This window comes from Taibaiella sp. KBW10, from assembly GCF_003852495.1.
Lineage (GTDB): Bacteria > Bacteroidota > Bacteroidia > Chitinophagales > Chitinophagaceae > Edaphocola.
The window spans coordinates 61594-85417 of record NZ_QAJI01000007.1; the positions used below are offsets into that span (position 1 = coordinate 61594).

At 42.3% G+C, this 23824-nt stretch carries 21 protein-coding genes; 8 read left to right on the plus strand and 13 right to left on the minus strand.

The features are described from left to right. Positions 1 to 8: 8 nt before the first annotated feature. The 5 genes from DBR32_RS14220 to gpmI all read right to left on the minus strand — a co-directional run bounded on the left by DBR32_RS14220 (position 9) and on the right by gpmI (position 5143). Entirely contained in the window at positions 9 to 1109 is a 1101-nt protein-coding gene (locus DBR32_RS14220; RefSeq protein WP_124637034.1) for a lipase family protein, read from the minus strand. A 150-nt stretch (positions 1110 to 1259) separates the two neighbouring features. Beyond that, positions 1260 to 1976: a phytanoyl-CoA dioxygenase family protein gene (locus tag DBR32_RS14225; protein WP_124637035.1), complete on the minus strand. Its 717-nt coding sequence runs from the start codon at positions 1974 to 1976 to the stop codon at positions 1260 to 1262. A gap of 307 nt (positions 1977 to 2283) precedes the next feature. After that, complete coding sequence (locus DBR32_RS14230; protein ID WP_124637036.1) at positions 2284 to 2784, minus strand: YkgJ family cysteine cluster protein; 501 nt, start codon at positions 2782 to 2784, stop codon at positions 2284 to 2286. 11 nt (positions 2785 to 2795) lie between these two features. Beyond that, positions 2796 to 3599, minus strand: coding sequence for a type I methionyl aminopeptidase (map, locus tag DBR32_RS14235; RefSeq protein ID WP_124637037.1), 804 nt, complete (start codon positions 3597 to 3599; stop codon positions 2796 to 2798). Positions 3600 to 3616: 17 nt separating this feature from the next. Continuing rightward, positions 3617 to 5143: a 2,3-bisphosphoglycerate-independent phosphoglycerate mutase gene (gpmI, locus tag DBR32_RS14240; protein ID WP_124637038.1), complete on the minus strand. Its 1527-nt coding sequence runs from the start codon at positions 5141 to 5143 to the stop codon at positions 3617 to 3619. A 261-nt stretch (positions 5144 to 5404) separates the two neighbouring features. Here gpmI and DBR32_RS14245 point away from each other — a divergent pair, with 261 nt between their 5' ends. Genes DBR32_RS14245 through DBR32_RS14255 form a run of 3 tightly spaced genes read left to right on the plus strand, consistent with a single transcriptional unit; the run spans position 5405 to position 7784 of the window. Then, positions 5405 to 6445: a serine hydrolase gene (locus tag DBR32_RS14245; RefSeq protein ID WP_124637039.1), complete on the plus strand. Its 1041-nt coding sequence runs from the start codon at positions 5405 to 5407 to the stop codon at positions 6443 to 6445. A gap of 1 nt (position 6446) precedes the next feature. Further along, entirely contained in the window at positions 6447 to 6941 is a 495-nt protein-coding gene (locus DBR32_RS14250) for an SRPBCC domain-containing protein (RefSeq protein ID WP_124637040.1), read from the plus strand. Between the two features lie 60 nt (positions 6942 to 7001). Further along, entirely contained in the window at positions 7002 to 7784 is a 783-nt protein-coding gene (locus DBR32_RS14255; RefSeq protein ID WP_124637041.1) for a hypothetical protein, read from the plus strand. 74 nt (positions 7785 to 7858) lie between these two features. Here DBR32_RS14255 and DBR32_RS14260 read toward each other — a convergent pair whose 3' ends face one another. Both DBR32_RS14260 and DBR32_RS14265 read right to left on the minus strand, forming a co-directional pair. Beyond that, positions 7859 to 8545, minus strand: coding sequence for a redoxin domain-containing protein (locus DBR32_RS14260; RefSeq protein WP_124637042.1), 687 nt, complete (start codon positions 8543 to 8545; stop codon positions 7859 to 7861). Between the two features lie 19 nt (positions 8546 to 8564). Then, positions 8565 to 9125, minus strand: coding sequence for a TlpA disulfide reductase family protein (locus DBR32_RS14265; protein ID WP_124637043.1), 561 nt, complete (start codon positions 9123 to 9125; stop codon positions 8565 to 8567). 190 nt (positions 9126 to 9315) lie between these two features. Between DBR32_RS14265 and DBR32_RS14270 the strand changes: the two genes are divergently transcribed. Both DBR32_RS14270 and DBR32_RS14275 read left to right on the plus strand, forming a co-directional pair. Next, positions 9316 to 9624, plus strand: coding sequence for a helix-turn-helix transcriptional regulator (locus tag DBR32_RS14270; RefSeq protein WP_124637254.1), 309 nt, complete (start codon positions 9316 to 9318; stop codon positions 9622 to 9624). A 7-nt stretch (positions 9625 to 9631) separates the two neighbouring features. Further along, the gene (locus DBR32_RS14275; RefSeq protein ID WP_124637044.1) at positions 9632 to 10129 is read left to right on the plus strand and encodes an SRPBCC domain-containing protein; all 498 of its coding nucleotides are present in this window, start codon (positions 9632 to 9634) and stop codon (positions 10127 to 10129) included. A 73-nt stretch (positions 10130 to 10202) separates the two neighbouring features. On the opposite strand, the gene DBR32_RS14280 is transcribed toward DBR32_RS14275, so the two are convergent. The 5 genes from DBR32_RS14280 to DBR32_RS14300 all read right to left on the minus strand — a co-directional run bounded on the left by DBR32_RS14280 (position 10203) and on the right by DBR32_RS14300 (position 18219). Then, complete coding sequence (locus DBR32_RS14280) at positions 10203 to 11603, minus strand: phosphoglucomutase/phosphomannomutase family protein (RefSeq protein ID WP_124637045.1); 1401 nt, start codon at positions 11601 to 11603, stop codon at positions 10203 to 10205. Positions 11604 to 11634: 31 nt separating this feature from the next. Next, positions 11635 to 12357: a 4-hydroxy-tetrahydrodipicolinate reductase gene (gene dapB / locus DBR32_RS14285; RefSeq protein ID WP_124637046.1), complete on the minus strand. Its 723-nt coding sequence runs from the start codon at positions 12355 to 12357 to the stop codon at positions 11635 to 11637. A gap of 5 nt (positions 12358 to 12362) precedes the next feature. Continuing rightward, positions 12363 to 13100 (minus strand): DUF2071 domain-containing protein, encoded by a 738-nt coding sequence (locus DBR32_RS14290; RefSeq protein WP_124637047.1) that lies wholly within the window; start codon positions 13098 to 13100, stop codon positions 12363 to 12365. 105 nt (positions 13101 to 13205) lie between these two features. Then, on the minus strand, positions 13206 to 15647 hold the full coding sequence (locus DBR32_RS14295) for a PIG-L family deacetylase (protein WP_124637048.1): 2442 nt from the start codon (positions 15645 to 15647) through the stop codon (positions 13206 to 13208). Positions 15648 to 15678: 31 nt separating this feature from the next. Beyond that, positions 15679 to 18219 (minus strand): M1 family metallopeptidase, encoded by a 2541-nt coding sequence (locus tag DBR32_RS14300; protein WP_158606006.1) that lies wholly within the window; start codon positions 18217 to 18219, stop codon positions 15679 to 15681. Positions 18220 to 18277: 58 nt separating this feature from the next. Between DBR32_RS14300 and DBR32_RS14305 the strand changes: the two genes are divergently transcribed. The 3 genes from DBR32_RS14305 to DBR32_RS14315 are packed head-to-tail and all read left to right on the plus strand — an operon-like array spanning position 18278 to position 22504. Then, positions 18278 to 19327, plus strand: coding sequence for a hypothetical protein (locus tag DBR32_RS14305; RefSeq protein WP_158606007.1), 1050 nt, complete (start codon positions 18278 to 18280; stop codon positions 19325 to 19327). Next, positions 19296 to 21722, plus strand: a complete 2427-nt coding sequence (locus DBR32_RS14310; RefSeq protein WP_124637051.1) for a hypothetical protein — start codon at positions 19296 to 19298, stop codon at positions 21720 to 21722. The genes DBR32_RS14305 and DBR32_RS14310 overlap by 32 nt, the downstream gene beginning before the upstream one ends. A gap of 5 nt (positions 21723 to 21727) precedes the next feature. After that, on the plus strand, positions 21728 to 22504 hold the full coding sequence (locus DBR32_RS14315) for a polysaccharide deacetylase family protein (RefSeq protein ID WP_124637052.1): 777 nt from the start codon (positions 21728 to 21730) through the stop codon (positions 22502 to 22504). A 109-nt stretch (positions 22505 to 22613) separates the two neighbouring features. Here the strand turns inward: DBR32_RS14315 and DBR32_RS14320 are convergent, their stop codons facing one another. After that, entirely contained in the window at positions 22614 to 23783 is a 1170-nt protein-coding gene (locus DBR32_RS14320) for an AIR synthase-related protein (RefSeq protein ID WP_124637053.1), read from the minus strand. Between the last annotated feature and the right edge of the window lie 41 nt (positions 23784 to 23824).

Genomic DNA, 23824 nt, shown 5'->3' on the forward strand with positions numbered 1-23824 from the left:
TACAACCGCTACTTTAACTTGTCTAGCAGATATAGGTATGGTTCATGTAAATGATTAATAAACACATTGGTCTGATTTACATTCGGATACTTGGTAAAATAATCAGCATCCGGATATAGTACGATATACGCCCCGGTACGCACATAGTCATTACTATGATAATATTGCGGGGCTTTAAATTCTTTTAGGCTCTTTTGCACCAAACCGGCGGTCTTTCTACCTAAAAAGCGCTCGTAATTACGTTGTGCTTTTCGGGTCGGACGTTCCAGTTTATTAAACATATAGTTGAGTACGGTACGCTGCAGGAAAGGTTGTTTCCGGATCATTTTTTTGGCATCCTTAAAAGGATTAACCACATTAAAATCGTTCAGGGTTTGTATCGACATGGGGGTTTCCGGCACCCAATCCGCCGCATTTACTACATTATAAGCCCAACCGGCCTGTGTTTTTGATTCGTAATCATACGCAAAATATAAGTTACCGGGTTTAGGACCGGCACTACAGTAGGTCTTAAAACGGATGTCTGCAGGCAATAAACCTTTGGACTGTAAATTATAAAAATACGCCGTCACCAAATAGGCAATCGCTCCCCCCTGACTATGTCCCATAATCACGACCTGTTTGATTCCACTACGATATACAGAATCGAGTTTGGGCATTATATCTTTGGAAAGATAGCCCGTACTCAATAACCAGCCTACATGTACTGCTGCGCGGGGGTCCGTTGAAAGCTCATAATCGAAACGTTCCGTTCCGGACAATTCTAAGCTTCCTTTGGCAGGCACCATGGCCGCATAGAAATTATTGACCCAGCTCTCGGCTTTTTGTGTGGTACCCCTCAGGCTGATAACGGCAACGTCGCCACTATTGCTGATCCAGAAATCCCAGAGATTGTCCAGCCCCATAGGTGCCGAGCGGTATACCATACGATAATCAGGAGCAGGAATATGCGCATAATATTCAGGATTACTGCCTCCTGTACGGGCAGAGATGTACATCATTTGCTTATACTCCTCTTTATCAAAACCTGGTTTAAGCTTTTGCGCCGTCACCGCTTGGCTCAGCAAACAAATAAATAAGAAGACGAACGAGTGGATACGTTTAATCATATCGAAGTAGTTTATTATTAGAAAATAAGGTAGGCATTGTAGGTAAAAATAACTAAATCTATTGAAAACCAATAAAGTAAGCTATATTTTATTATCGTTATCGATCATATCAGGCTACACATTTACAGGGAACGCATACGGCTTAAAACGCTAGAAAATCAGCTGTTTTTCTGCCCATTCCAATCCGCATGGCAGACCTAAATCGGTACATTCAATATGGATAACCCTTCTCCTTTTTTGATTTGTTGCGCGAGAGGAACTATGTACTAATAAGGGCTTCATCAACATAAGGCCACCTTTCGGAACAGCACATATCACTTCTTCTTCTTGTTGCCAATCAATAGTTTCTGGTCGGTAAATTCCTTTTCTATGAGAACGGGGAATGACTTTTAGTGCCCCGTTTTCTGCATCAGTATCATCTAAATGGATCCTGATTGTCAAAATATTATCGAGTATATCTAAACTCGGTTGCACCGAAAACCGGCCTTGCTTTAGTGTCCAGTGGCTAAAACCGCCAATTTCTATCTTTCTGTCTACTTCAATTTTAAGGTCTTGGTGATAAGGTACATACCAATTTGAACGCTCCGGTTTATCAAAATAAATGCTCTTTATTACAAACTGCTTTTTGCCGGATACTTGCTGTATCAATTCCTTTAGCTCGCCATTAAAAATATGGGGTATGCTTTCCGGAAGCTCCATAAGAAAATGACGGACCGCGAAAAGGTCTCCCGAATTTCTAAAGTTTGCTTTTGCTTGATCGGCCTTATCAATAATTTCAATAATACGGGCAAGCGCGCTTTCATCGTAGCATTTATCGATAATAGCAAAACCCTGTTCTACGAGTTGTTGCCTTGGGTCTGTACACATCAAGAAGATATAAAATTTACATATAAAACAACAAAAAGAATACAATCATTATATTATATAGGTATACCTAAACAATAAAATTATCTATAGCCGATTTCTTTTGCTTTGAAGAAAATCCCATTACCGTGTTTATTTGGCAGAGGTATTACATTTCATGGACATGCGGAAATTAGTTGATAGCGCCTATCTGTGGGAATGACAACATTGAAAAGAAATCAATGTCCTTGTGACCATACATATAGACAAAAAAAGTAAGGCTAAACAATCAATAAAATAATCATTATCAATAGCTTAAAATCTATATCTCCTAAAAATCATACTCCGTTTCAATACGCGTTTTTAACCTTTTCACTAGGTCGTACGTTGCAGGGCAGCGGTGTACATTTTGAATAAACGTATCATTATAGTCATCAAAAGGCTTTTTATCATGATGCGGAAACTCGGCACAATCTATCGGCCTTACGGCATAAATACTGCACATATTATCGACCAGAAAAACACAAGGGAAGACCTTGTTAATGGTACTTCCCGTATCTTCTTCGACTTCAAGATATTTTTCAAAAAATGCTTCAGATGAAATGCCTAAATGATTGGCTATGCGATCCGTATCTTCCTGAGTAAATATTGGCGTCATGGTCTTGCAGCAATTAGCACAAGTCGTGCAATTAACTACTTCCCAGGTTTTCTTGTCTTCCTCAGCCACTATTTGCTCCAGATCGGGCGGCACGATTTCATCAAACTTCTGCAAAAAGGCAATCAATTGTTTCTTATCTTTTTGCGCAGCTTTTAGCGTTTTCGCTAAATCCATATAACGATCGATTAATAATAGGAACTGTTCAGGTTTATATTTTGCTTTTCTGCAGCTTCGATCGGGGCATAGTCAGATAGAAAAATCGGGCTGCCTTGTTTCACACAAACATTATGTTCGAAGTGTACAGAAGGTTTATTATCACGGGTTACAATCGTCCAGCCATCTTCCAGGGTCTCTACATGGCGGGTGCCGAGGTTGATCATAGGCTCAATAGCCAAAACCATATTTTCAATCAGGCGCTTTCCACTACCTCTGCTACCATAGTTAGGCACTTGTGGGTCTTCATGCATCTGACGACCTACTCCGTGGCCTACTAATTCGCGTACCACACCATATCCATGTTTTCCATTTGTATGATTTTCAATAGCATATGCAATATCACCTGTTCTATTACCCACTACCGCTTGCTTGATACCCAGGAACAGGGATTCTTTAGTCACCCTGACCAGGTCCAGGATTTCTTTGGAAACTTCACCAATGATAAAGGTATAAGCGTGGTCACCATGAAAGCCGTTTTTATAAAAACCACAATCAATTGATACGATATCACCTTCCTGTAGTTCATAGGCACTTGGAAAACCGTGTACTACTTGTTCATTTACTGATATACATAAAGAGTAAGGGAAGCCATGAAATCCTTTAAAAGAAGGCTTTCCACCATGATCCTTAATATATTCAAAAGCGAATTCATCTAAAGAAAGTGTGGTAATACCCGGCTTCAAAATTTTAGCAACCTCGGTTAGCGTATTGCTAACCATCATACAGCTTTCCCTCTGAATTTCAACTTCTTCGTTTGATTTATATAAACTCATTTCTAGATTTTTTTTATTTAATTAGTTAAAATATTACCCGTCATTTCTTCGGGTATAGGCAAGCCCATATAATGCAATATGGTCGGTGCAATATCACCCAACTTACCATTCTTTAAAGTTCCGTTATAATCATTTGAGATTAAGAACAAAGGAACGGGGTTTAAGGTATGTGCCGTATTGGGAGAACCATCCTCATTAACCAAGTAATCAGAATTACCATGATCGGCCGTCAGGAACACCGCATAGCCGTTTTCCAGCGCCTTGGGAATGATTTCCGACACACAGCCATCTACTGTTTCTGCCGCTTTTATGGCCGCAGCCCAAACTCCGGTATGCCCCACCATATCTGTATTCGCAAAATTAAGGCAGATAAAGTCCGCCGACTGCAACTCAATTTCAGGAATAATGGCCTCTTTAAGGTCAAAAGCGCTCATTTCCGGCTTTAAGTCATAAGTAGCCACTTCTTTGGGAGAGGCTTTTAAAATCCTTGATTCTCCATCAAAAGGCACTTCTCTTCCTCCGGAAAAGAAGAAGGTGACATGTGGATATTTCTCTGTTTCTGCTATTCTAATTTGCTTTTTGCCTGCATCTTGCAATACTTCTCCTAAAGTATTTTTCAAATCATCTTTCCGGAAAATAACGGATACATGTTTGAAGGTAGCATCATACTCTGTAGCCGTGACTAAATACAGGGGCAAAGGATGCATATTAAATTCCTGATACGCATGTTGGCTCAATACCTCTACAATCTCCCGGCAACGGTCGGTCCTGAAATTAAAACAAACGACCACATCATTCTCTTCTATATTGCCTATCGGGCGTTCATATTCATCACATTGCACTAAAGGCAGTAAGAACTCATCGGTAATATGCGCTTCATAAGAGGCTTCGATACTTTTTACAAAATCATTGGTACACGTACCAATACCTTTGGTTAATACATCATAAGCCTTTGATACTCTTTCCCATCGTTTATCCCTGTCCATTGCATAATAGCGACCGATCACCGAAGCGATCTGTCCCCTTGTTCCTTTTAAATGCTGGCTTAGATCTGCAATAAAGCCCGCTCCACTTTTGGGGTCAGTATCTCTACCATCAGTAAAAGCATGTATAAAGTAGCGCGGTACGCCTGCATCTTCGGCATAGGTACACAAAGCTTTCAAATGATCAATATGGGAATGTACCCCACCATTACTCACCAAGCCGATAAAATGCAATTTACCACCGCGGTTTTTAGCGGTTTCAAAAGCGGCAACCAAAGCTTCGTTATGTTGTAAGCTCCCGTCTTTAATAGCTACATTCACCCGCTGCAACTCCTGGTATACAATACGACCGGCACCGAGGTTTAAATGGCCTACCTCAGAATTACCCATCTGTCCGCCCGGCAAGCCCACGACTTCACCATAAGTAATGATCTCACTATTAGGGTATTTAGTGTAGAGGCTATCTACAAAAGGGGTGTTTGCCGCACGGATGGCATCGGAAGCCGGCACCAGACCTTTTCCCCAACCATCCATAATGATTAACATGGCTTTTTTACTCATAAGCTGCAAAGTTATCATTACTTAGGTAATATTAAAAATATGTACTGATTTTTATAACATTTACTTTAAAATCAATAGTAAACGAATCTGCTTATCGCCAAAGGCAAGCCATACAAAAAAACAAAAAAGGATGCCAATTCCAGACCCGGCCATAAGCCTGGTTTGCGGAAAGTACTTATATTTGAAAGCGAAACATTAAAGCCGCCGGTATCGCAACAAGCGGCTCCAAACGGCGCTTAAGCCATCAATTGAATCCTTGACATGAAATACCTTTTCCAACTCTTCTTATTGATACTCCTGATGAACTCGGGTTGTGTTTCCCATGCGCAACAAAAAGACGATTACACGACTGCTATAGACAGCCTCCTCCGGCAAAAGGACCCCAGACCTTTCAACGGTGTAGTGCTTGTATCCCAACAGGGGAAGGTCAAATACGCAAAAGCTTATGGTTATGCAAACGTAAGCCGCAAAACCCCTTTGGCATTAGACAATGCCTTTGAGATCATGTCGAATAGTAAACAAATTACAGCAGTACTCTTGTTGCAGGAAGTAGACAAAGGGCGGGTGAACCTCCAGGCACCCATCAAACAATACCTGCCTGATCTGGCTCAGCGATGGGCCGATACGGTAACGGTGGCGCAATTGCTCAATCATACGCATGGCATTGTGGACCTGGAAAAACCATTGGCTTTTAAAGCCGGTTCTGATTTTAAATATGGCAATTTATCTTATAGCTTACTGGGCAAGATCATTGCATTTTCTTCCGGAAAATCATATGCTGAAATGGCTGCCAATCTTTTTAAACAGCAAAAAATGACCCATACTTATTGCGCGACAACAGGGAAAAGGCCAAAGCAAGTTTCAGGACATTTCAATACAAATAATACCTTCAGCGTACTGGACAATACACAGATCAATCTCAATTCTCAACCGGCAGACGGTATCGTATCCACGGCAGCAGACCTGGCGCTGTGGAATCACAACCTGCACCAAGGAAAAATATTAAGCCGGGAAAGCTATGCCTTAATGTGTACCCCTCAGGTTTTGGCGCAGCATGATGTGTTTGGAAGCGCGCCTATTGGTTATGGCTATGGCATAAGGATTAATGATCAATCCAGTCCGAAATACCGGGCGCATACCGGATTGGGCGACGGATTCGCCGCTCTGAATGTTTATTTTCCGGAAGGCGATGTCAGCTTAATCGTGCTGGAAAACCAAATGAATGAAAATGCTGCTATAAATTACTACTTTGAAACAGCCATCCTCAATATATTAAGAAACAGCAAACTAAACCACAAATAACATGGATCAATTTAACTGGACAAGCTTTACCCGAAAAATTGCGATTCAATCCAGCCTTTCCGGGCTGTACGATGCCTGGACGAAGGCTGCTGAAATAGAAAAATGGTTTTTAAGCAAAGCCGTATATTTTGATATCGAACAAAATCCAATCGCGGCAACGGAAAGCATTAGTGGCGGCCAAAGCTATGATTGGCAATGGTATACACAAGAGTACCGGGAACAAGGTAAAATCTTGGAAGCCAATGGCAAGGATTTGATCCGGTTCACCTTTGCAGGAGCCTGTATCGTTGAGGTAAAACTATGGGAGGAAGATGGCTTTATCATTGTAGCACTGACGCAAAAGGATATTCCAACAGACGATGCTTCTAAACAGAACATCCGTTTAGGCTGCGCTTCGGGCTGGTCTTTTTATCTTGTCAATCTAAAATCGGTGTATGAAGGTGGCCTGGATTTGCGCAATAAAAATACGGCCTTTACTGCAATGGTAAACAACTAGGCCCGACAAAAAGGAGAGCGTTACACTTATAGTTAACCCTATACCAATCATCTTATAATTATGATCAAATCAGGCATTTTACTCCTCTCATTTATCTTTACTACAGCCCGGCACCTTAGCGCCGGAAGCATTGCCACTCCCCGCTTAGACGGCTTGACGGAACATCAAAATACGGAAGACAATATCCTTTTGGACAAGGTACTGGAGCAACTAAAATGTAGCAAATCGGAGATCCGGGAAGAATTATATACAGAAAAAATATGGCCTTACGATCCCTCGCTGACCATAATGGTGATCCCTAAAATAGCCCAACAGGAATTAGATGCCTATGGCAACGGCAGTTATGTGATGGATTCTTATGTATTGCTGGTTGATCATAAAACTGCGACAATCAAGAACCTTTTTTATGAAGCCGAGGCATGGAATTCTGATGCCATGGTACTCTCGGAAATTGTAATTGATACTGCACCTTATCAGCTCAACAATGATACCCGAGGTTTCGGAATCCGGATTAATTATACCGGAAGCAGTCGTCCTAATCCTTATAACCAAACTCTTTTCACTTTATTTATCCCGGAAGGAGATCGCTTAAGACCTTTGCTCAAAGACTACGAAATCGACCGTTTTACCGGAGAATGGGACACGAATTGCGCCGGCGCTTTTGATGATCGCGCTTCGGTTATTATGATTGATAAAGCCCAAACAAACCATTTCAACAATATTATCCTGAAGCAAACGCTTAGACACACCCTAAATTATAAAGTCGGGGAAGATTGTGAAGAGAAAGTAAGCACTAAAAAGAAAACGGTACTACTGAAATTCGATAAGAAATCATACCGGTAATAATTAAGACATAAAAAGGTGCGGAATGAAGATCATTCCGCACCTTTTATGTAGTACAGGTAAAGCTTTACCGCTTACTCTGCTCTTTTATCTTTTATGCTGCAACCAATTGCTAAAGTGGTATTTTCTTCAATGGGTTTTCCGGCCAGTAAAGCATCTACGGCCAATTCGGCATATTTCTTTTTCACCTCTTTTGGATGTTCGTAATTATCATCGATCGCACCGATGTATTTCACGATATTTTTGCCATTTTCTTTTTGTAATACAAATACATGCGGTGTTTTGGTCGCACCATATTTAGGATACACATCCTGCTTTTCGTCGATCAGGTATGGGAAGGTATATTTTTTCTCTTTAGCCAGTTTTTGCATTTCTTCATAACTGTCTTTGGGTTCTAGTACCGGATCATTAGGACTTATGGCAATAACCGGATAACCTAAGGAAGCATATTTTTTGTCCAGATCTACAATACGTTGTTCATATGCTTTGGCATAAGGACAATGATTACAGGTAAAGACCACAATATATCCTTTTGCTTCTTTATAATCGGCCAAGGACACTTGTTTGCCATCGACATTTTTAAGAGAGAAATCTGTAGCCTCATCCCCTACCTTATAGCCACTGACGGCCTTCTCCGGCGTTTTTGTGGTGTCTTTAGGGCTTTCTACTGCTGTTTTGTCTTTATTATCTGTTGTGTTTGTGCTGTTACAGGCGGTAAAAGCCAGCGTTGCGGCACTTAACAAAATAACTAGTTTGTTCATGTTTATTTGTGTTTAGGGGTTATTGAAGATGAGGTTTGATCAGGTTGTCCAGGGCTGCTTCGTCCATTGACCCTTCATGAAAGGCTTTTTTCTCACCTTGTTTATACAAGATCGTTACGGGAATAGCGCCGGTCCAGGATTTATCGAATTTCGGAATCCATTCGTTCATGCGCCCATTATCATCCAGCAGATAATGCTCTGCCTGGATATTTTTCTTTTTAAGAAAAGGAATGACACCTTCTTTAAGGTTAGCCCCTTCGTCCAGGGAGACCATAATAAATTTGAAAGGCCCGTTTTTATATTTATCATTTATCGTGACAAAATGGGGCAATTCCCGCACACAAGGCCCACACCAGGTGGCCCAGAAATTAACGACGTAAAGTGTATCATTCTTTTGTTGCAGGCGCGCCATCAATTGTTCATATTTGACCACTGTTACTACCGGGTCGACTACAGATGCTGCCTCTTCAGCACCATTCTTTGCCGCATCCGCCGCTTTAGCGTTATCGGTATCATTACAGGAAGCAATAAACATCGGAAATGCTCCAGAGAGCAAAAGGGGAAACACAAATCTTTTCATTAGATTGAATTGAGCTTTAAAAATATTAAAACAAGGCCAAAGCCCATAGCGATCTGTATTTTTATAACATAAGTTTAAGGCTAGATCAGACAAACGAAAAAATAAAATCTCTTTTTTTTAAATAAATTTTGCGCAACCGATTAATTGCATTTATATTTGCAATAGATTGGTTGCACAAATAAATATTATGATGAGAAGAGATGTATTTCAGGCAGTAGCAGACCCTACCCGCAGAGCGATTATAGGACTTATAGCCCTACAGGCCATGACGCCCAATGCGATTGCGGAACATTTTCAAACGTCGAGACAGGCCGTTTCTAAACATATTAAGGTATTAACGGAATGCGACCTATTGACGCAAGAGCAATCGGGAAGGGAAATATATTATCATTTCAATCCTCAAAAACTGAAAGACATTGCCGATTTCGTAGAGCCCTTCCGTAAAATGTGGGAAGAGCGCTTCGGCCAGCTAGATCAATTACTCAACACTCTAAAATAAATGTACAATGGAAAGCAACAACAAAACCCAGGTAAACAAAGACCTGCAAGCCAAAACAATTCATGTTTCCCGGACCTTTAACGCTCCGCTGAAAACCGTATGGCGCGCTTATACAGAGCCCGAATTGCTCGATCAGTGGTGGGGACCAAAACCCTGGAGAGCCGAGACGAAATCTATGGATTTTTCTGTGGGTGGCTACTGGCTCTATGCTATGGTCGGACCTAATGAAGAACGGCACTGGGCGCGTGCAGATTATACTGCGATCAATGCACCGGAAAATTTCGCAGCAAAAGACGGCTTTTGTGATGAGCATGGCGTCTTGAATGAGGAAATGCCCCGAAGTGCCTGGGAAAATGTGTTTACGGAAACACCGGAAGGCACGCTGGTATCTATTAAAATTGTCTTTGAAAAAGAAGAATACATGCAAGCGACCTTAGATATGGGCTTTGAACAAGGATTCCTGATGGGCATCAGCCAACTGGAGGAATTATTGAAAACACTTTAAGTAGATTAAGTGCATAAAAAAAAGAGTGCCTGTATTTATTGCTACAGGCACTCTTTTTTATACTATATAACGCTTACAGGATGGTTTCCTTCACTACTTTTAAGATATCTGCGGTTTCTGCTTCGCTACCCCCTTCTGCATAAATACGCAACAAGGGTTCGGTACCGGAAGCACGCAACATCACCCATCCGCCATTGGCTAAGTGATATTTGACGCCATCTATTTTTTCTACATGCGTTACGGCATAAGTGCCAAAACCGGCATTGTACTCATCGTTCTGTGCCGCATTGATGATGCGCTCCTTTTGTTCATTAGGTAAGGTAAGGTCATCGCGTTGATACACAAATGCACCTACCACCTCATATACTTCCTGGATCAATTCTTTCAAAGATTTTCCAGTGGCTACCATAAACTCAAGTAATACCAAACCATCATAAATCCCGTCACGCTCCGGAATATGTCCTTTTACGGCAATTCCGCCACTTTCTTCTCCGCCCACAAGGACATCTTCGGTAACAATCTTTTCACTGATATATTTAAAGCCGATCGGCGTTACTTCTACCGGTAAGCCATATTGCGCGCACATGCGCTTAACCCTATCGGTCACGGAGAAAGCAATGATTACCTTTCCGGTCATGTGTTTATACTTCGCCAGGTAATGCACCAACAATAAGAGGATATGATGTGCATCCACAAAATTACCTTCTTCATCGTATAATCCGATACGATCTGCATCACCATCGGTTACCAAACCTAATTTCAGCTCTGGTGTATGCTGCATCATCGCCGACAGTTCTTTTGTATTTTTATACAAAGGTTCGGGGGCAATACCCATAAAGGTTGGATTATGCTCGCAATGCAGCAAAACAGCAGAAGGCATCAGCTTTCTGATCACATTCTGCCCGGCACCGTACATGGCATCATAAGCCATTTTAAAGGCGGCATTGTTTAAGGTTTCAAAGTCGAATTTTGTTTGCAGATAGTCCAGGTACATTTGCTCCAGGTCTACAAACTCCAGTAAACCCTGCGCAGCATAATGATCTAAACCATCGACAGGAACGGTATAAGTATCCGGAATCAGTGCTTCCACTTCCGCAATATCGCCTGGGTTGGTGGGACCGCCATGAGCGCCTTTTAATTTATACCCGTTATAAGCAGGCGGATTATGTGAGGCAGTAATGACCACACCTTGATCTGCTTTTAAATGCAAGACTCCGTAAGAAACCATTGGGGTACTCACAAAGCCTTTGGCGATATACACTTTTACGCCATGCGCACATAATACCTGCGCGACGGTTTCAGAAAACAGTTCGCCACCAAAACGGCAGTCATGCCCGATGACCACAGACGGGGTTTTCGTTTTTCCATGCAACCAATCTGCGAGTCCTTTAGACACCCTTGCCACATTTTGTACCGTAAACTCTTTTGCGATGATGGCGCGCCAACCGTCTGTACCAAATTTAATTTTTTCCATCTTGTATAAATATGTTTATTTTTTTTAGATTTTATTTACGGGGAAATAATACGTCCTGCATGGTGTAGAGCCCTTGTTTTCCAACCAGGAATTCTGCCGCTAAAACGGCTCCTAAAGCAAAGCCGTCACGGTTATGCGCGGTATGTTTGATTTCGATATCGTCTATTTCGGAATGATAGGTTACTACATGGATACCGGGTACCTCATCTACACGGAAGGCTTGGATCGCAAGCTCCTCATCATTATGCGCTTCTTCTTTTACCCATTTATTTTTTCGTTCCAGCTGCTGCACAATCTGCTCAGCAATTGTAATGGCGGTTCCGCTGGGTGCATCCAGCTTTTGCGTATGATGTGTCTCCGAAACCCCTACCTGATAAGTATCCTGGTGGTTCATCATTTGTGCAAGTTGTTTATTCAGCTCAAAAAAGATGTTTACCCCAATACTAAAATTAGAAGATTGTATTAAAGCGGTCTGATGTTCGGCACACAAAGCCGCGGCTTGTGGTACGCTTTCATTCCAGCCTGTTGTACCGCATACTACGGGTACTCCGGCTTTAAGCGATTGGGATACATTATTCAAAGCGAGTTCCGGTCGTGTGAATTCAATTACGGCATCTGCTTTTTGTATATTTTCTGTTATATAGTCTTCCGTATTTTTTGAACCAATGGTCAAAACTATTTCGTGGCCACGGCTCTGGGCAATACGTTCTATTGTTTTACCCATTTTACCATATCCGACCAAAGCAATCTTCATATTGTTTATTTAATTAAAAATTTAGGCCAAAAGAGTTTTTGGATTCCGGGGGAATAGTGTATAAAATCGGGTTGAGTGATCAGTTCCAGGCCACCGTACATAAACTTGGACTTAAACTTTTCCAGATACACTTCTTTGAATTTCCATTCGATATGGTGTACACTGTATTCGTACAGGTTACCTTGTTTTTCATGAAAATACTTGAAGCGATTAGTCAGCCAGGATTCAATTTGTGTTTTAGGAATATCAGTTCCGAAACGGTATTTCAAACCAAGTTTAAATCCTGAGAAATCGTTCTTTGCAAAAAATTTATGCTCCTCTCCGGTGCTTTCGCGCACAATCTCCGTCTCGCCCTGCTTGAGTTTGAATATTTTTTTATACAGATTTTTGGTAAATGATTTCTCCAGCTCCTGATTAAAAATATAAAGCCCCGGTTTACCATTATGGATCACATAGGTCTGCATGATCACCTGATCGAAACTAAAGCCTTGTTTGATCAGCGTAAAAAAACGATTGGTGAAATTATCGACACTGGCCACGCAAATAGTGACCCAAGCCCCTCCTTCAAAAGTATCGATCGATAATTCTTTAGGCAAAATGCGCTTTACGGTACTGGCGCCTACTTTCCAATGTAGCATCAATACATCTTTCCATTCACTTAGCACCACCCAGTCCTGGTTAGGCATGGGGAAAGAACGATGCAAAGTGTGCTTTAAAATTTCTTCGGGTTTATATACTTCCATTACGCTAGGGTCATACAGTGATACTTCGTAAGTTCGGAAGGCAAAATTATCTCTTATAAAAGTTCTCAACAAGATTCGTTCAAAACTTTAACAATAAGCTAAATGCTACTTCCCAACGTTGAGCAAGTTAATAAATAATCTTATAGCACCAACATTTCCGGCGGGCAATTGTCTAAAAAACACCAGGCCGGAATACACAAAATGTCCTTTACCATAAGGTGCATACAAGATACCACTTTTCAAAGGATTTTCCCCTTCATCATTCATAGACAGTACAGATGTGTATTTTTCATCCCAGGATGCCGGATAGTAAATCCCGCGCTCCTGTACCCAACCCTCAAAATCTTTTTGAGTGATCTTATTCGGTGTTTGTAATACCGGATCTGCAGGATTCAGAAAGGTCACCGCTGCATTTTCATCCGTTACACGGTCTCTGGATAAGGTGATCGGCAAAGGGGAAAACTGCGGCAGTTCCAATCCCATACTGGTATTATATTGCATCAGCACATTACCCCCTTGAGCAATGTAAGCCCAAATATTAGGCAGGTATTGCTGAATGTCTTTGCGCACATTAGCCGCTCTGACCCCAAATACGATAGCATCAAATTTAGCCAGAGCCGATGGATTAGATAATTCTGTGGTGCTCAATATCGTTACTTCAAATCCAAACTGCGACAATACATCGGCCACTTTATCGCCGGCACCTGTAATGTATCCGATATGCTTTACCTTGGTCTTCCAATCCTTCACCACAAGGGTCGACTTTGCAGACTCGAAGTACTGTAAGGTGGGCAAATGATCATACTGAATTAGTTTTAACGTTTTATCGAATAACTGATCGTTTACTTTCAGCACATATTTTAATTCGGATTGACTTTTGGTCAGCTTTAAGTCTTTATAAGGAATTTCGATACTCAGCACGCGCTGCTCCTCTTTCGACTGCCCATTAATCTTATTTTCATAAACCAGTTGCTTGCCTTGATAGACCATCAACTGCGCCTCGCTTATCGCTTTTCTTGCATTAATACGCAGTGCAAATTTCAAGGGCTCGGCCGGACTTGCCACAAGCATACTTTGCATGGGCTCTATATCGGCTATGGGCAATACCCTTACCGGTTCTATCACATCCCCTTTTGTCGGATTCAGTTTTTTATTGGATACCGGTACGGCTATAGAGAAATCCTGATCCCCGATGCTGAGTGTCAGGTTTACAGAAAACGCATTATGGGTCAGGGGTTCATTATGATAAGGTGCAGGATAGACAAACTGGTTGTTCTGCACTTCGCTGCGCATCCAAAAGGGTTCTGTCACCGCTGTTTTCGTATAAACGGGGAGTTTAAAAACGGTGGTTACCGTACTATCATTAGGCAGTTGTAGGGCAGCCGGCGTATACGTTTTACCGCTCGCATCCTGAATCCCTGTTAATTGAATTCCCGAAGCCCTGGCAATAATATTAAGGCTAATAGCCAGGCTGTCTCCAATCGTTGTTGCAGCTTGCGTACTCAATGCTTCGGCTTGTATACCGGCACATTGCAGGATGATATGATCTATTTCAGCGCTCTTTGTATTAATCCAGAATTGGTTTTGTTTATCCAATTGCTGAATCATTTTTTTTATGTTCAGTAATTCGGGAATGCTGTTTTGTGGTCTGGAAAAATCAAATTTTCCAATTACATTCTGAATGAAGATCCCGATTGCTTCACGCCCTACCCTGTTCCAACTGGTGTCAATACCATCATATATAGATTGGCTCATAGGTGCTCCGGCCATCAATTCAAAATTCTCATTGGCGATACCATAGGATTGCGGCGTACCGGCACCCTGGCTTTTATGTTCGGAGCGGCTGCGGCCCGCCATTTCCCCATAACCCTCTCCCAGTAAGGGATCATATTGATTGATCGGCAGCAAAAACTGTCCGTCCTTAATGGTATTGCTGGAGCCGAAACGGAAGGCATTAAACAGGATGCGTTTTGGTACCCATACAGCAGGATCTTTACTCGCCTGTAATTCTTCAAAAGCCTGTTTGGCGGCTATGGCAGAAGCCGTATGTTGCCCATGGCCTCCTTCTCCCGTGGTGGGAAAGCGGCAGATCAACACATCGGGGCGATATTGCTGGATCGCATTTTTCACATCTTCCACTACTTGTTTCTGATTCCAAAAAGCGAACGTTTCTTTTGGTGATTTCGTAAATCCAAAATCGACAAAACGGGTAAACAGCTGACTGGCGCCATCTATTTTACGCGCCTGCATCATCTCATTGGTACGAATAAGCCCTAAGGCGGGTCCTTGTTCATTACCCAATATATTTTGCCCGCCATCACCCCTGGTCAGGGATAAATAGATCGTTTTTACATGATCATGATGTACGAGATAAGCGATCAGCCTGGTATTTTCATCATCGGGATGTGCCGCGATATACATTACGGTACCCAATCGTTGTAATTGTTGTAATTCCTGATAAATAGTACTGGAAGAGCCGGGTCGGTATTGTTGTGCCGAAATGATATTGCCATACAATATCGAGATCAAAAATAGAATGCGTTTCATAAAGGGTTACAAATGTACGTTAGGGTTTGGGCTATTGCGCCGATAAGGTATTTTTTTTCTCTTTTGCCAGGTTCACCTGCGCCTTGTCTTTATTAATCGTCAGGATCTTGTCCATTTCTTTATTCAGCGCAGCTAGGAGTTCTGTTATCGTTTTCTGATTTGCGCCTTCATTGACAGTAGCGATTTTTTTCAGAAAGGCAATCCCTTTATTATAGCTATTAAGGTCTTCTGTATGGATCAGGTATTCGGCAAACTGATTGATGAATCCGGTTCTGATGCCATCATAATTGTCGTTGATTTGCTTCACCAGATAATCATAATCAGCGGCATTTGCGTTTTGCGCCAGGATCATGAATACCGTGTTTAACAGATTGGCCTTTGGGTCTTTAGTTTTAAATTCTGAAGCCCTGTCATATCCGAGTTTGCGGTTATTACGATAGATGGCTATTAAGGCATTGGCCGCTACCATATAAGACTTACTTTCCAAAGCCTGCTCATACAAGCTGCTGTAGGCACTGTTATCAACCGCACTCAGGACCAGTATCGCTGCCGCCTGTACTTTCGTATTAGGATCGTTTGCGGCCAGGGCGTGTACTTTATTTTCTATTGTTTTGGGCAAACCCTTTTCGGTAAGATTCAGTTGTTGCAGGGTGAAGGTGCGCACCGCAGCGATGGTATCTTGTAAGGCCAATAGAATAGCCTCATGACGCGCTGTTCCCAGGCTTGTGTTTTTCTTCGTAAACAATGTGCTTATCGCATTCCGTTTGGAAATAAAACTCCCGGTTTGCCTGAGGATCACAGAAACCTCGGCTACGCTTTGCTCAGGTACCTTGAGTTCACCCGGTAGCCAGTGTAAAGCATCCGGTACAAAAACAGGGGCTTTCCCATTTTGGTACGGATATACAAAGACTTGTTCTTTCTGCGCTTTTACATGCCAGTCGATTACTTTATCGTCTTTCCCGAGTAGCTGTGCTTTTAAGGGCAGGTCATACAAACCCACACTATCGCTTTGCAGCTGTTTTACCGTTACTTTTAGCTGCTGTGCCGCATCATCATAAGTGTACTGAATATTTAGTTTGGGATGCCCCCCTTTATAATACCACTGATTGAAAAACCAGTTCCAGTCTTTACCGGTCACTTTTTCAAAAGCCAGTCTTAAGTCTGTTGCTTCTGCAGTGCCCAGCTTATGTTGCGTCAAGTATTCTTTGAGTCCGGCAAAAAAAGCATCATCTCCCATTAAGCTCCGGAGGTAATGTAAAGTACGTCCTCCTTTATTATAGCTTACGCGATCAAACATTTCTCCGGCGGAGCTATACACGCAACGCACCAAAGAGGGATCATTTTTTTCGGCTTGTTGTAGATAGCGGGTTAAGGCGTTTTGCCATACTTCTTCGGCAGCATTAGGGCCATATTTATATTCCGACCAAAGGAACTCACTGTAATCGGCAAAGGATTCATTGACGGTCAGGTTGCCCCAGGATTCACAGGTTACATAGTCGCCAAACCATTGGTGGAACAACTCGTGCGCCACGATATAGTCGTTATTAGCATCAGCCAGTTCGCGTTCGTTTTTCAGGTTAAAGGACCCAAATACACTTGCCGTTACATTCTCCATCGCTCCCGATACGAAATTATAGACGGCCACCTGGCTGTATTTTTCCCAGGGATAAGGTACGCCTAAACGCTCCGAAAAAAAGTTCATCATTTCGGGTGTATGGTTAAAAATCTGCTTTGCCGTGCCGGCATACTTCGGGGGTACATAGTAACTCACTTCTTTACCATGCCATTGCTCTTTTACTACTGCAAAATCACCTGCCGCCATCATAGCCAGGTAAGGTGCAAATGGCAGGTCTTGTACCCAGCGATCGGCCCGCATACCATTGGCCTCTTTTACGGCACTTTTCAGCAGTCCATTGCTCAGGGTCTTAAAACTATCAGGTACATGCATGGTCAGATCAAGGGTCGTCTTGAAATTAGGACTGTCAAAGGTTGGAAACCATTTACTGTTGGCCTGAGTCTCACCCTGAGTCCAGAATTGTATCGGTTTTTGCGGTTCTTCCTTGCCGGTATTGATAAAGAATAGTCCCCTGTCACTGCGAATCGACGAGGTCCCTTTATCTATAAGCGTATTAGGCTGCGCACTGTAATCAATAATGATTTGAAGGGTTTCTTTACGGTTATATTTTTTAGGTAGCCGGATCTTCAATTGTTGTTGATCATATTCATAAGATAAGCTTGTATTTCCCGGCAGCATTTTTACCGATGCAATCTGCATACCCACGGCATCCAAAACAACAGAATCGGTATCATAAAAATATGGATTCATGGATAGGGTCGCCAAACCTTTGACTCTTCTTTCCGGAAGCTCAAAATGAAGATCCAGTGTGGTATGCACCAATTCCCATTCCTTGGTTCTGGAGGGCTGGTAAACCGGCGGATTGCTTTCTTTTGCCGCGAGGGGCTTTACCGCGGGTAGATTCCCCTTTTGCATTTTGGACACCGAGCAGGCAGTCGCGCATAAAACCATGCCGGACAATAGGCCTAAGGACTTGATCAAGATATAATTTCCCAATGAAAATAGTTTTGAAGTAAACAAAAATATACTTTTGTATGCTAAATTGAAAACAAAAATGATCTGCCACAGAAAAGCATACCACAGCCCCTTTGTGCTGTTTGTGTTGCTACTCGCAGCAAGTTTCTTTTCCTGCAAAACCAAAAACCGGCAGGTGCAGCGTGGCATGTATTATTGGAAGACGAACGTAAGCCTTTCTGTATATGAACAAAAAGTGTTGGATAGCCTTGGATGCAAGAACTTGTATGTGCGCTTTTTTGATGTGGATTGGAACAGCAGCAGTAAACAAATTGTGCCTGTAGCCGGTAATACCGGCCTGGACAGCCCGCTGAAGCAACAGATCACTCCGGTCGTGTTCATTACCCAAACGGCGCTGAATAACCTTGCCTGGAATACCACCGCCACCTTGGCACAAAACATTGCAGGCTTACTGGAAATGAAATGCAACAAGTCGGCAATCCTGCCTAAGGAAATACAAATAGATTGCGATTGGACGGTCAATAATAAGGATATGTATTTTGATCTGTTACAAAAATTGAAACAACAGCCTTTTTTCAAACAGAAGGTGCTGAGTGTGACGATCCGCCTGCATCAGGTAAAATATATTACTAAGAATGGCGTTCCGCCGGTAGATAAAGGATTGCTCATGTGTTACAATATGGGTAAGTTGAAAGACATTAAAGAAACCAACTCCATCTTAAATGTAGCCACCGCCCGTACTTATTTGGGCAACATGAAAAACTATCCTTTAAAGCTTGATGTAGCCTTACCCATTTTCTATTGGTGTATTCTATTCGAAAAAGAACAGTTCAAGGGCATTCTGCGCGACATCGACATCGATCAGCTGCAGGATCGACAAGTGTTTACCCCTAAAACGGATCATGTTTACCTCATTACAAAAGATACGCTATGGAATGGTTTTGAGCTGAAAGAGGGGCAAATCGTTCGTTACGAAAATAGTAATACGGAAGAAGTACAAAAACTTGCTACTTTTGTGGCTGCGCAGCTCCGTAATGATTCTGTACAAGTACTCTTATATCATTGCGACCGCAAAAATTTCCTAAAATACAACTCAAATGAATTGGAAAAAATATATACTCGTTTTTAGTAGTGTGACCGCGCTGGTGGCATCGGAGCAAATTATTCATGCCTGTGCCGACTTTGACAATTATGATACTTATCCTTCTTTTTTCGGAAATAAAGCTCCGGATAAACCTGCCTATACCCCCTTCTTTTATGTAGGTTATGATCTTTATTATGATGACTATAATGAAGAGGATTTCCAATCGGGCCTGTCGCAAACAGACATTATCAACAAGCAATATATTCTAAAAGAATGGCAGGAATACACCAATAATCAATGTACACTTAAAGACATTGAAGCCGTAGTGTACGGTGCCGATGCCAATAGTATAAGCCAGCTGGGCGAGGGCACCCTTGCCGGTTTTGAAAAAAACCAATTTGCCCAATGGCTGGGTAAGGGTAAGAAAAAGGATGTGCTGCAATATTTGAGTTATGCAAAGTCTTGTGAAATCAATGCCCTGACTAAAGTGGACAATTGGGATACCACCAAAGCGAAATCGACTACAACTAACCAGCAATTAATGGATGAAGGACTTAAATTAAGAAAACGGACCAAAGACGATTTCTTAAAAATGAAGTACAATTTCCAGATTTTAAGAATGGCTTTTTATGATGAGCAGTATGACGGCGTATTATCGCTGTTTGAAGAATTGACCGGCAATACTGCTGATAAGAGTGTCGCCTATACCCGATGTCTGGGATTCAAAGCGGGTGCTTATTACAAAAACAAAGATAAGGTTCAGGCGGGCTATTATTATAGTAAGATGTTCCAAAACAGTGATGCGTATAAAAGTGATGCCATGGTCTCTTATGAATGGTGCCGGACGACTTACGATCCGGATAAAGGAGAAAAGATAAAGGATTATACGGATGCTATCTATAATTTATGCAAGAATGACCAGGAACGTGCAGTCGTTACGGTGATGAATGCCCTAAGGACAACGGACGATGCCCTGCCCCTTATCGAAAAGGCTTACCGCCTGGATCCTAATGTAGCCGGCATTGATGTGCTGGTGAACCGGGAGATTAACAAGATCGAAGAGAATTATTTTGACGATATCGTATATGGTGAAAATAAATTGCCGAATAGCTCAATGTGGTATTATAATATTCGCAATTACGATTATGAAGAGAGCCGAAACAATAAAGATTCTGTAAATACGATATATACCAGTTATCTAAAGCAGTTAAATACATTTAACCGCAAGATGATTGCAGAAAACAAAAATGCCTCTAAGGCATTTTGGTATTTATCATCGGCTTATATCGCTTATATGCTGCAAGATAAAAACAGTATGAATACAGATATGGCCGCAGCCAAAGCTTCGGGTATGAACCGCAATGAGGAACGCTTGTACAATGTAGTGGAGATTTTAGCACTGCTAAAAAACAATACCACGATCACCACACAAGTAGAAACGGATCTTTTACCCAAACTAAAATCATTAAATGCATTGGCGGTAAAAAACTACAGTGCCAACAAGACCTTCAGGGATGTAATGCAGCACCTGATCGCAGGCAAATACCTGCAACAAAAAGACACCATCAAAGCGGTTTATGCCATGGCACATGCCAGCACCTACGACAGTGCCCGCAATAGCTTCAATGCAGACCAATCATTTAAAGATATACAAGGGAATGTACTGGATGCCATGTCGGTTGCACAACTCAACAAAGTACAGGCTTTTGAGGCTTCTGCAAAGAAGTCTGCTTTTGAAAAATGGTTGGTAGCCGGTACTTACTATACTGCCGATGTGCTGAAAGACCTGGAAGGCACCAAATATATACGGGATTACAAGTTTAAGGAAGCGGAGCAGATTTTCGCTAAATCGGGTGCTGGCGGCGAGTTTCCCAACCCTTTTATGCCGCAGATCAACGATTATATTGAGATCTATAAACAAGACACTTTACGCACCTTCAGCAAGCTGACTTTTAGTAAACGCATGGCGGAACTGCAGGACATCATCGCGAAAAACCCTAACGATGCCGGTGCCCTCTATGGCTACGCTGTAGCGCTCTACAATATTTCTTACTATGGCAAGGCGTCTAATATGGTAGATTACACGCGGGATTACACCAATGAAACTGCTTATTATATCTCGGATGCATGGCGTAAAATGTCCCGTCCCTTCCAGGAGTATTACGGGGTGTATACTGCGGAACAATACTTCAATAAAGCCGCCGCCGCGACCAGCGATCCGGAACTTAAAGCCAAATCAATCTGGGGTGCTGCCAAATGCTGGGAGAAAAGATGTCCCGGAACACCGGAAAGCCGCTATTCGGCCGATGATATGTATTTTGTCAATGCGTTGAAAAATCCATATTTCAGAAAGTTAAACAGTGGTACAGCATCTAAATACCTGAAAAGTGTAGAAAGCACTTGTGATTATTATGGTGCTTACCTCAGTAGAAATAAATAAACCGGATGCGCTTCAGATATTTTATTATTGCTACGCTTATCGTGATCGCACACCTGGCGGCAGGCGTATATTATAACGGTTATCCACTCTGGTGGATTGGCTGCACCCTCATGGCTTTTTTAGGAATTACGATACTGGCTTGTATAAAGATCCAGTGGAATTTTTTCCTGACTTCTGTAAACCGTATTCCACTTAGTTTTAAACAATTGTCAGAAGGTACCACACCCGTGGCACTGACTTTTGACGATGGGCCGCATGAATTAACGGAATCCGTTTTGGACATTTTAAAGGCAGAACAGGTGAAGGCTACTTTTTTCCTGATCGGCAAAAACATTGCCGGCAGAGAAGCTATACTCCAAAGGATGAAGGATGAGGGGCACCTGATCGGGAATCATTCTTATGAGCATAGCGTTCATTTTGATTGGCAATCGACCAAAAAGATGGCTCTGGAACTACAAGCCTGTAATGAAGCCATACAATCGGTTACCGGTTTTACGCCGACGATTTTCCGCCCGCCTTTTGGGGTTACGAATCCTAACCTGGCAAAAGCGGTAACGCAATTAAATATGCAAAGCATTGGCTGGAATGTACGGAGTATGGATACCGTTGCTAAGGATGCTTCGATCTTAAAAAAGAAAATCCTTTCCAAAACCCGTGCCAATTCGATTATCCTGCTGCATGACCGTTGTGCGGTAACCGTCGAACTGCTTCCCGAACTTATCAGGGCATTAAAAGAGAAAGGATACAGCTTTACCTTTCCGTCTGGAACCGAAATCCGCTGAGTTGGTATGAACCGCATTGTGCCTACAGATCATAAAATCTAAATACGGGATAAAATAATAAGAGCTGCTTTTAGGCAGCTCTTATTATAAATATATTTATTCCTTTAAATTAGTATGTATAGGTACCAAACTCTCCTTCAATGATCAATTCATTTTTCGGAGCCGCTTCTACCCTGCCACTAATCTGCGCCTCAATATTAAAGTGCTGTGCGATAGCGATCAGTTCATTTGCAGTAGCCTCATCCGTGAAAATCTCCAGGCGCTGACCCATATTAAAGACCTGATACATTTCGCGCCAGTCTGTTCCGGCGGCTTTTTGTATCATTCTAAAAATCGGAGGCGAGGCAATCAGGTTGTTTTTCACCACACGCAAGCCTTCCGGCATATAGTGCATACATTTAGTCTGTCCGCCACCGCTGCAATGAATGATCCCGTTGATCTTATCAAAATGCTTTTCTAATATTTTTAATAATAAAGGCGCATAAGTTCTGGTGGGCGACAAGATCATTTTACCGGCATCCAAAGGCGTTTCCGTTGGATCGGTCAGGTGATAGATCCCGTTATAAACTACTTCTTTTGGTAAATTCGGATCTACACTTTCTGGATATTTAGTGGCATAATCATGGTGTAATAATTCATGACGGGCGCTGGTCAGTCCGTTAGAACCAATACCACTGTTATAGGCCGTTTCATAAATTGCCTGTCCGAAAGAGGCAAAAGATACAATCACATTGCCCGGTACAATATTATCGGTTGTGATGATCTTTTTGCGCGGCATACGGCAAGCCATAGTACCATCTACGATGATCGTACGCACCACATCTCCTACATCAGCAGTTTCGCCACCCATGAAATGTACCTCGATACCATATTCCTTTAAGGTATTAAAAAACGATTGGGAACCGTTGATCACTTCGGCAATAACCTCACCCGGTATCAGGTGCTTATTTCTTCCGATGGTGGAGGAATAGGTATAAGGCCCTACGGCACCCACACACAGCATATCGTCTGTATTCATCACAATCGAATCGACAGCGATGCCTTTCCATACACTCAGATCGCCGGTTTCTTTCCAGTACATATAGGCCAAAATCGATTTGGTACCTGCCCCATCGGCATGCATAATATTGCAGAATTCCGGGTCATTACCCCAGAAATCGGGATAGATCTTACAGAATGCTTTTGGGAACAAGCCTTTATCTAAGTCGGCTACAGCTTTATGTACTTCTTCTTTTTGGGCAGAAACGCCACGTAGGGCATAACGGTCTTGTGGATTCATATCGAAATGGACTAAAGCTGCAAAGGTAAATTATTTTTGTT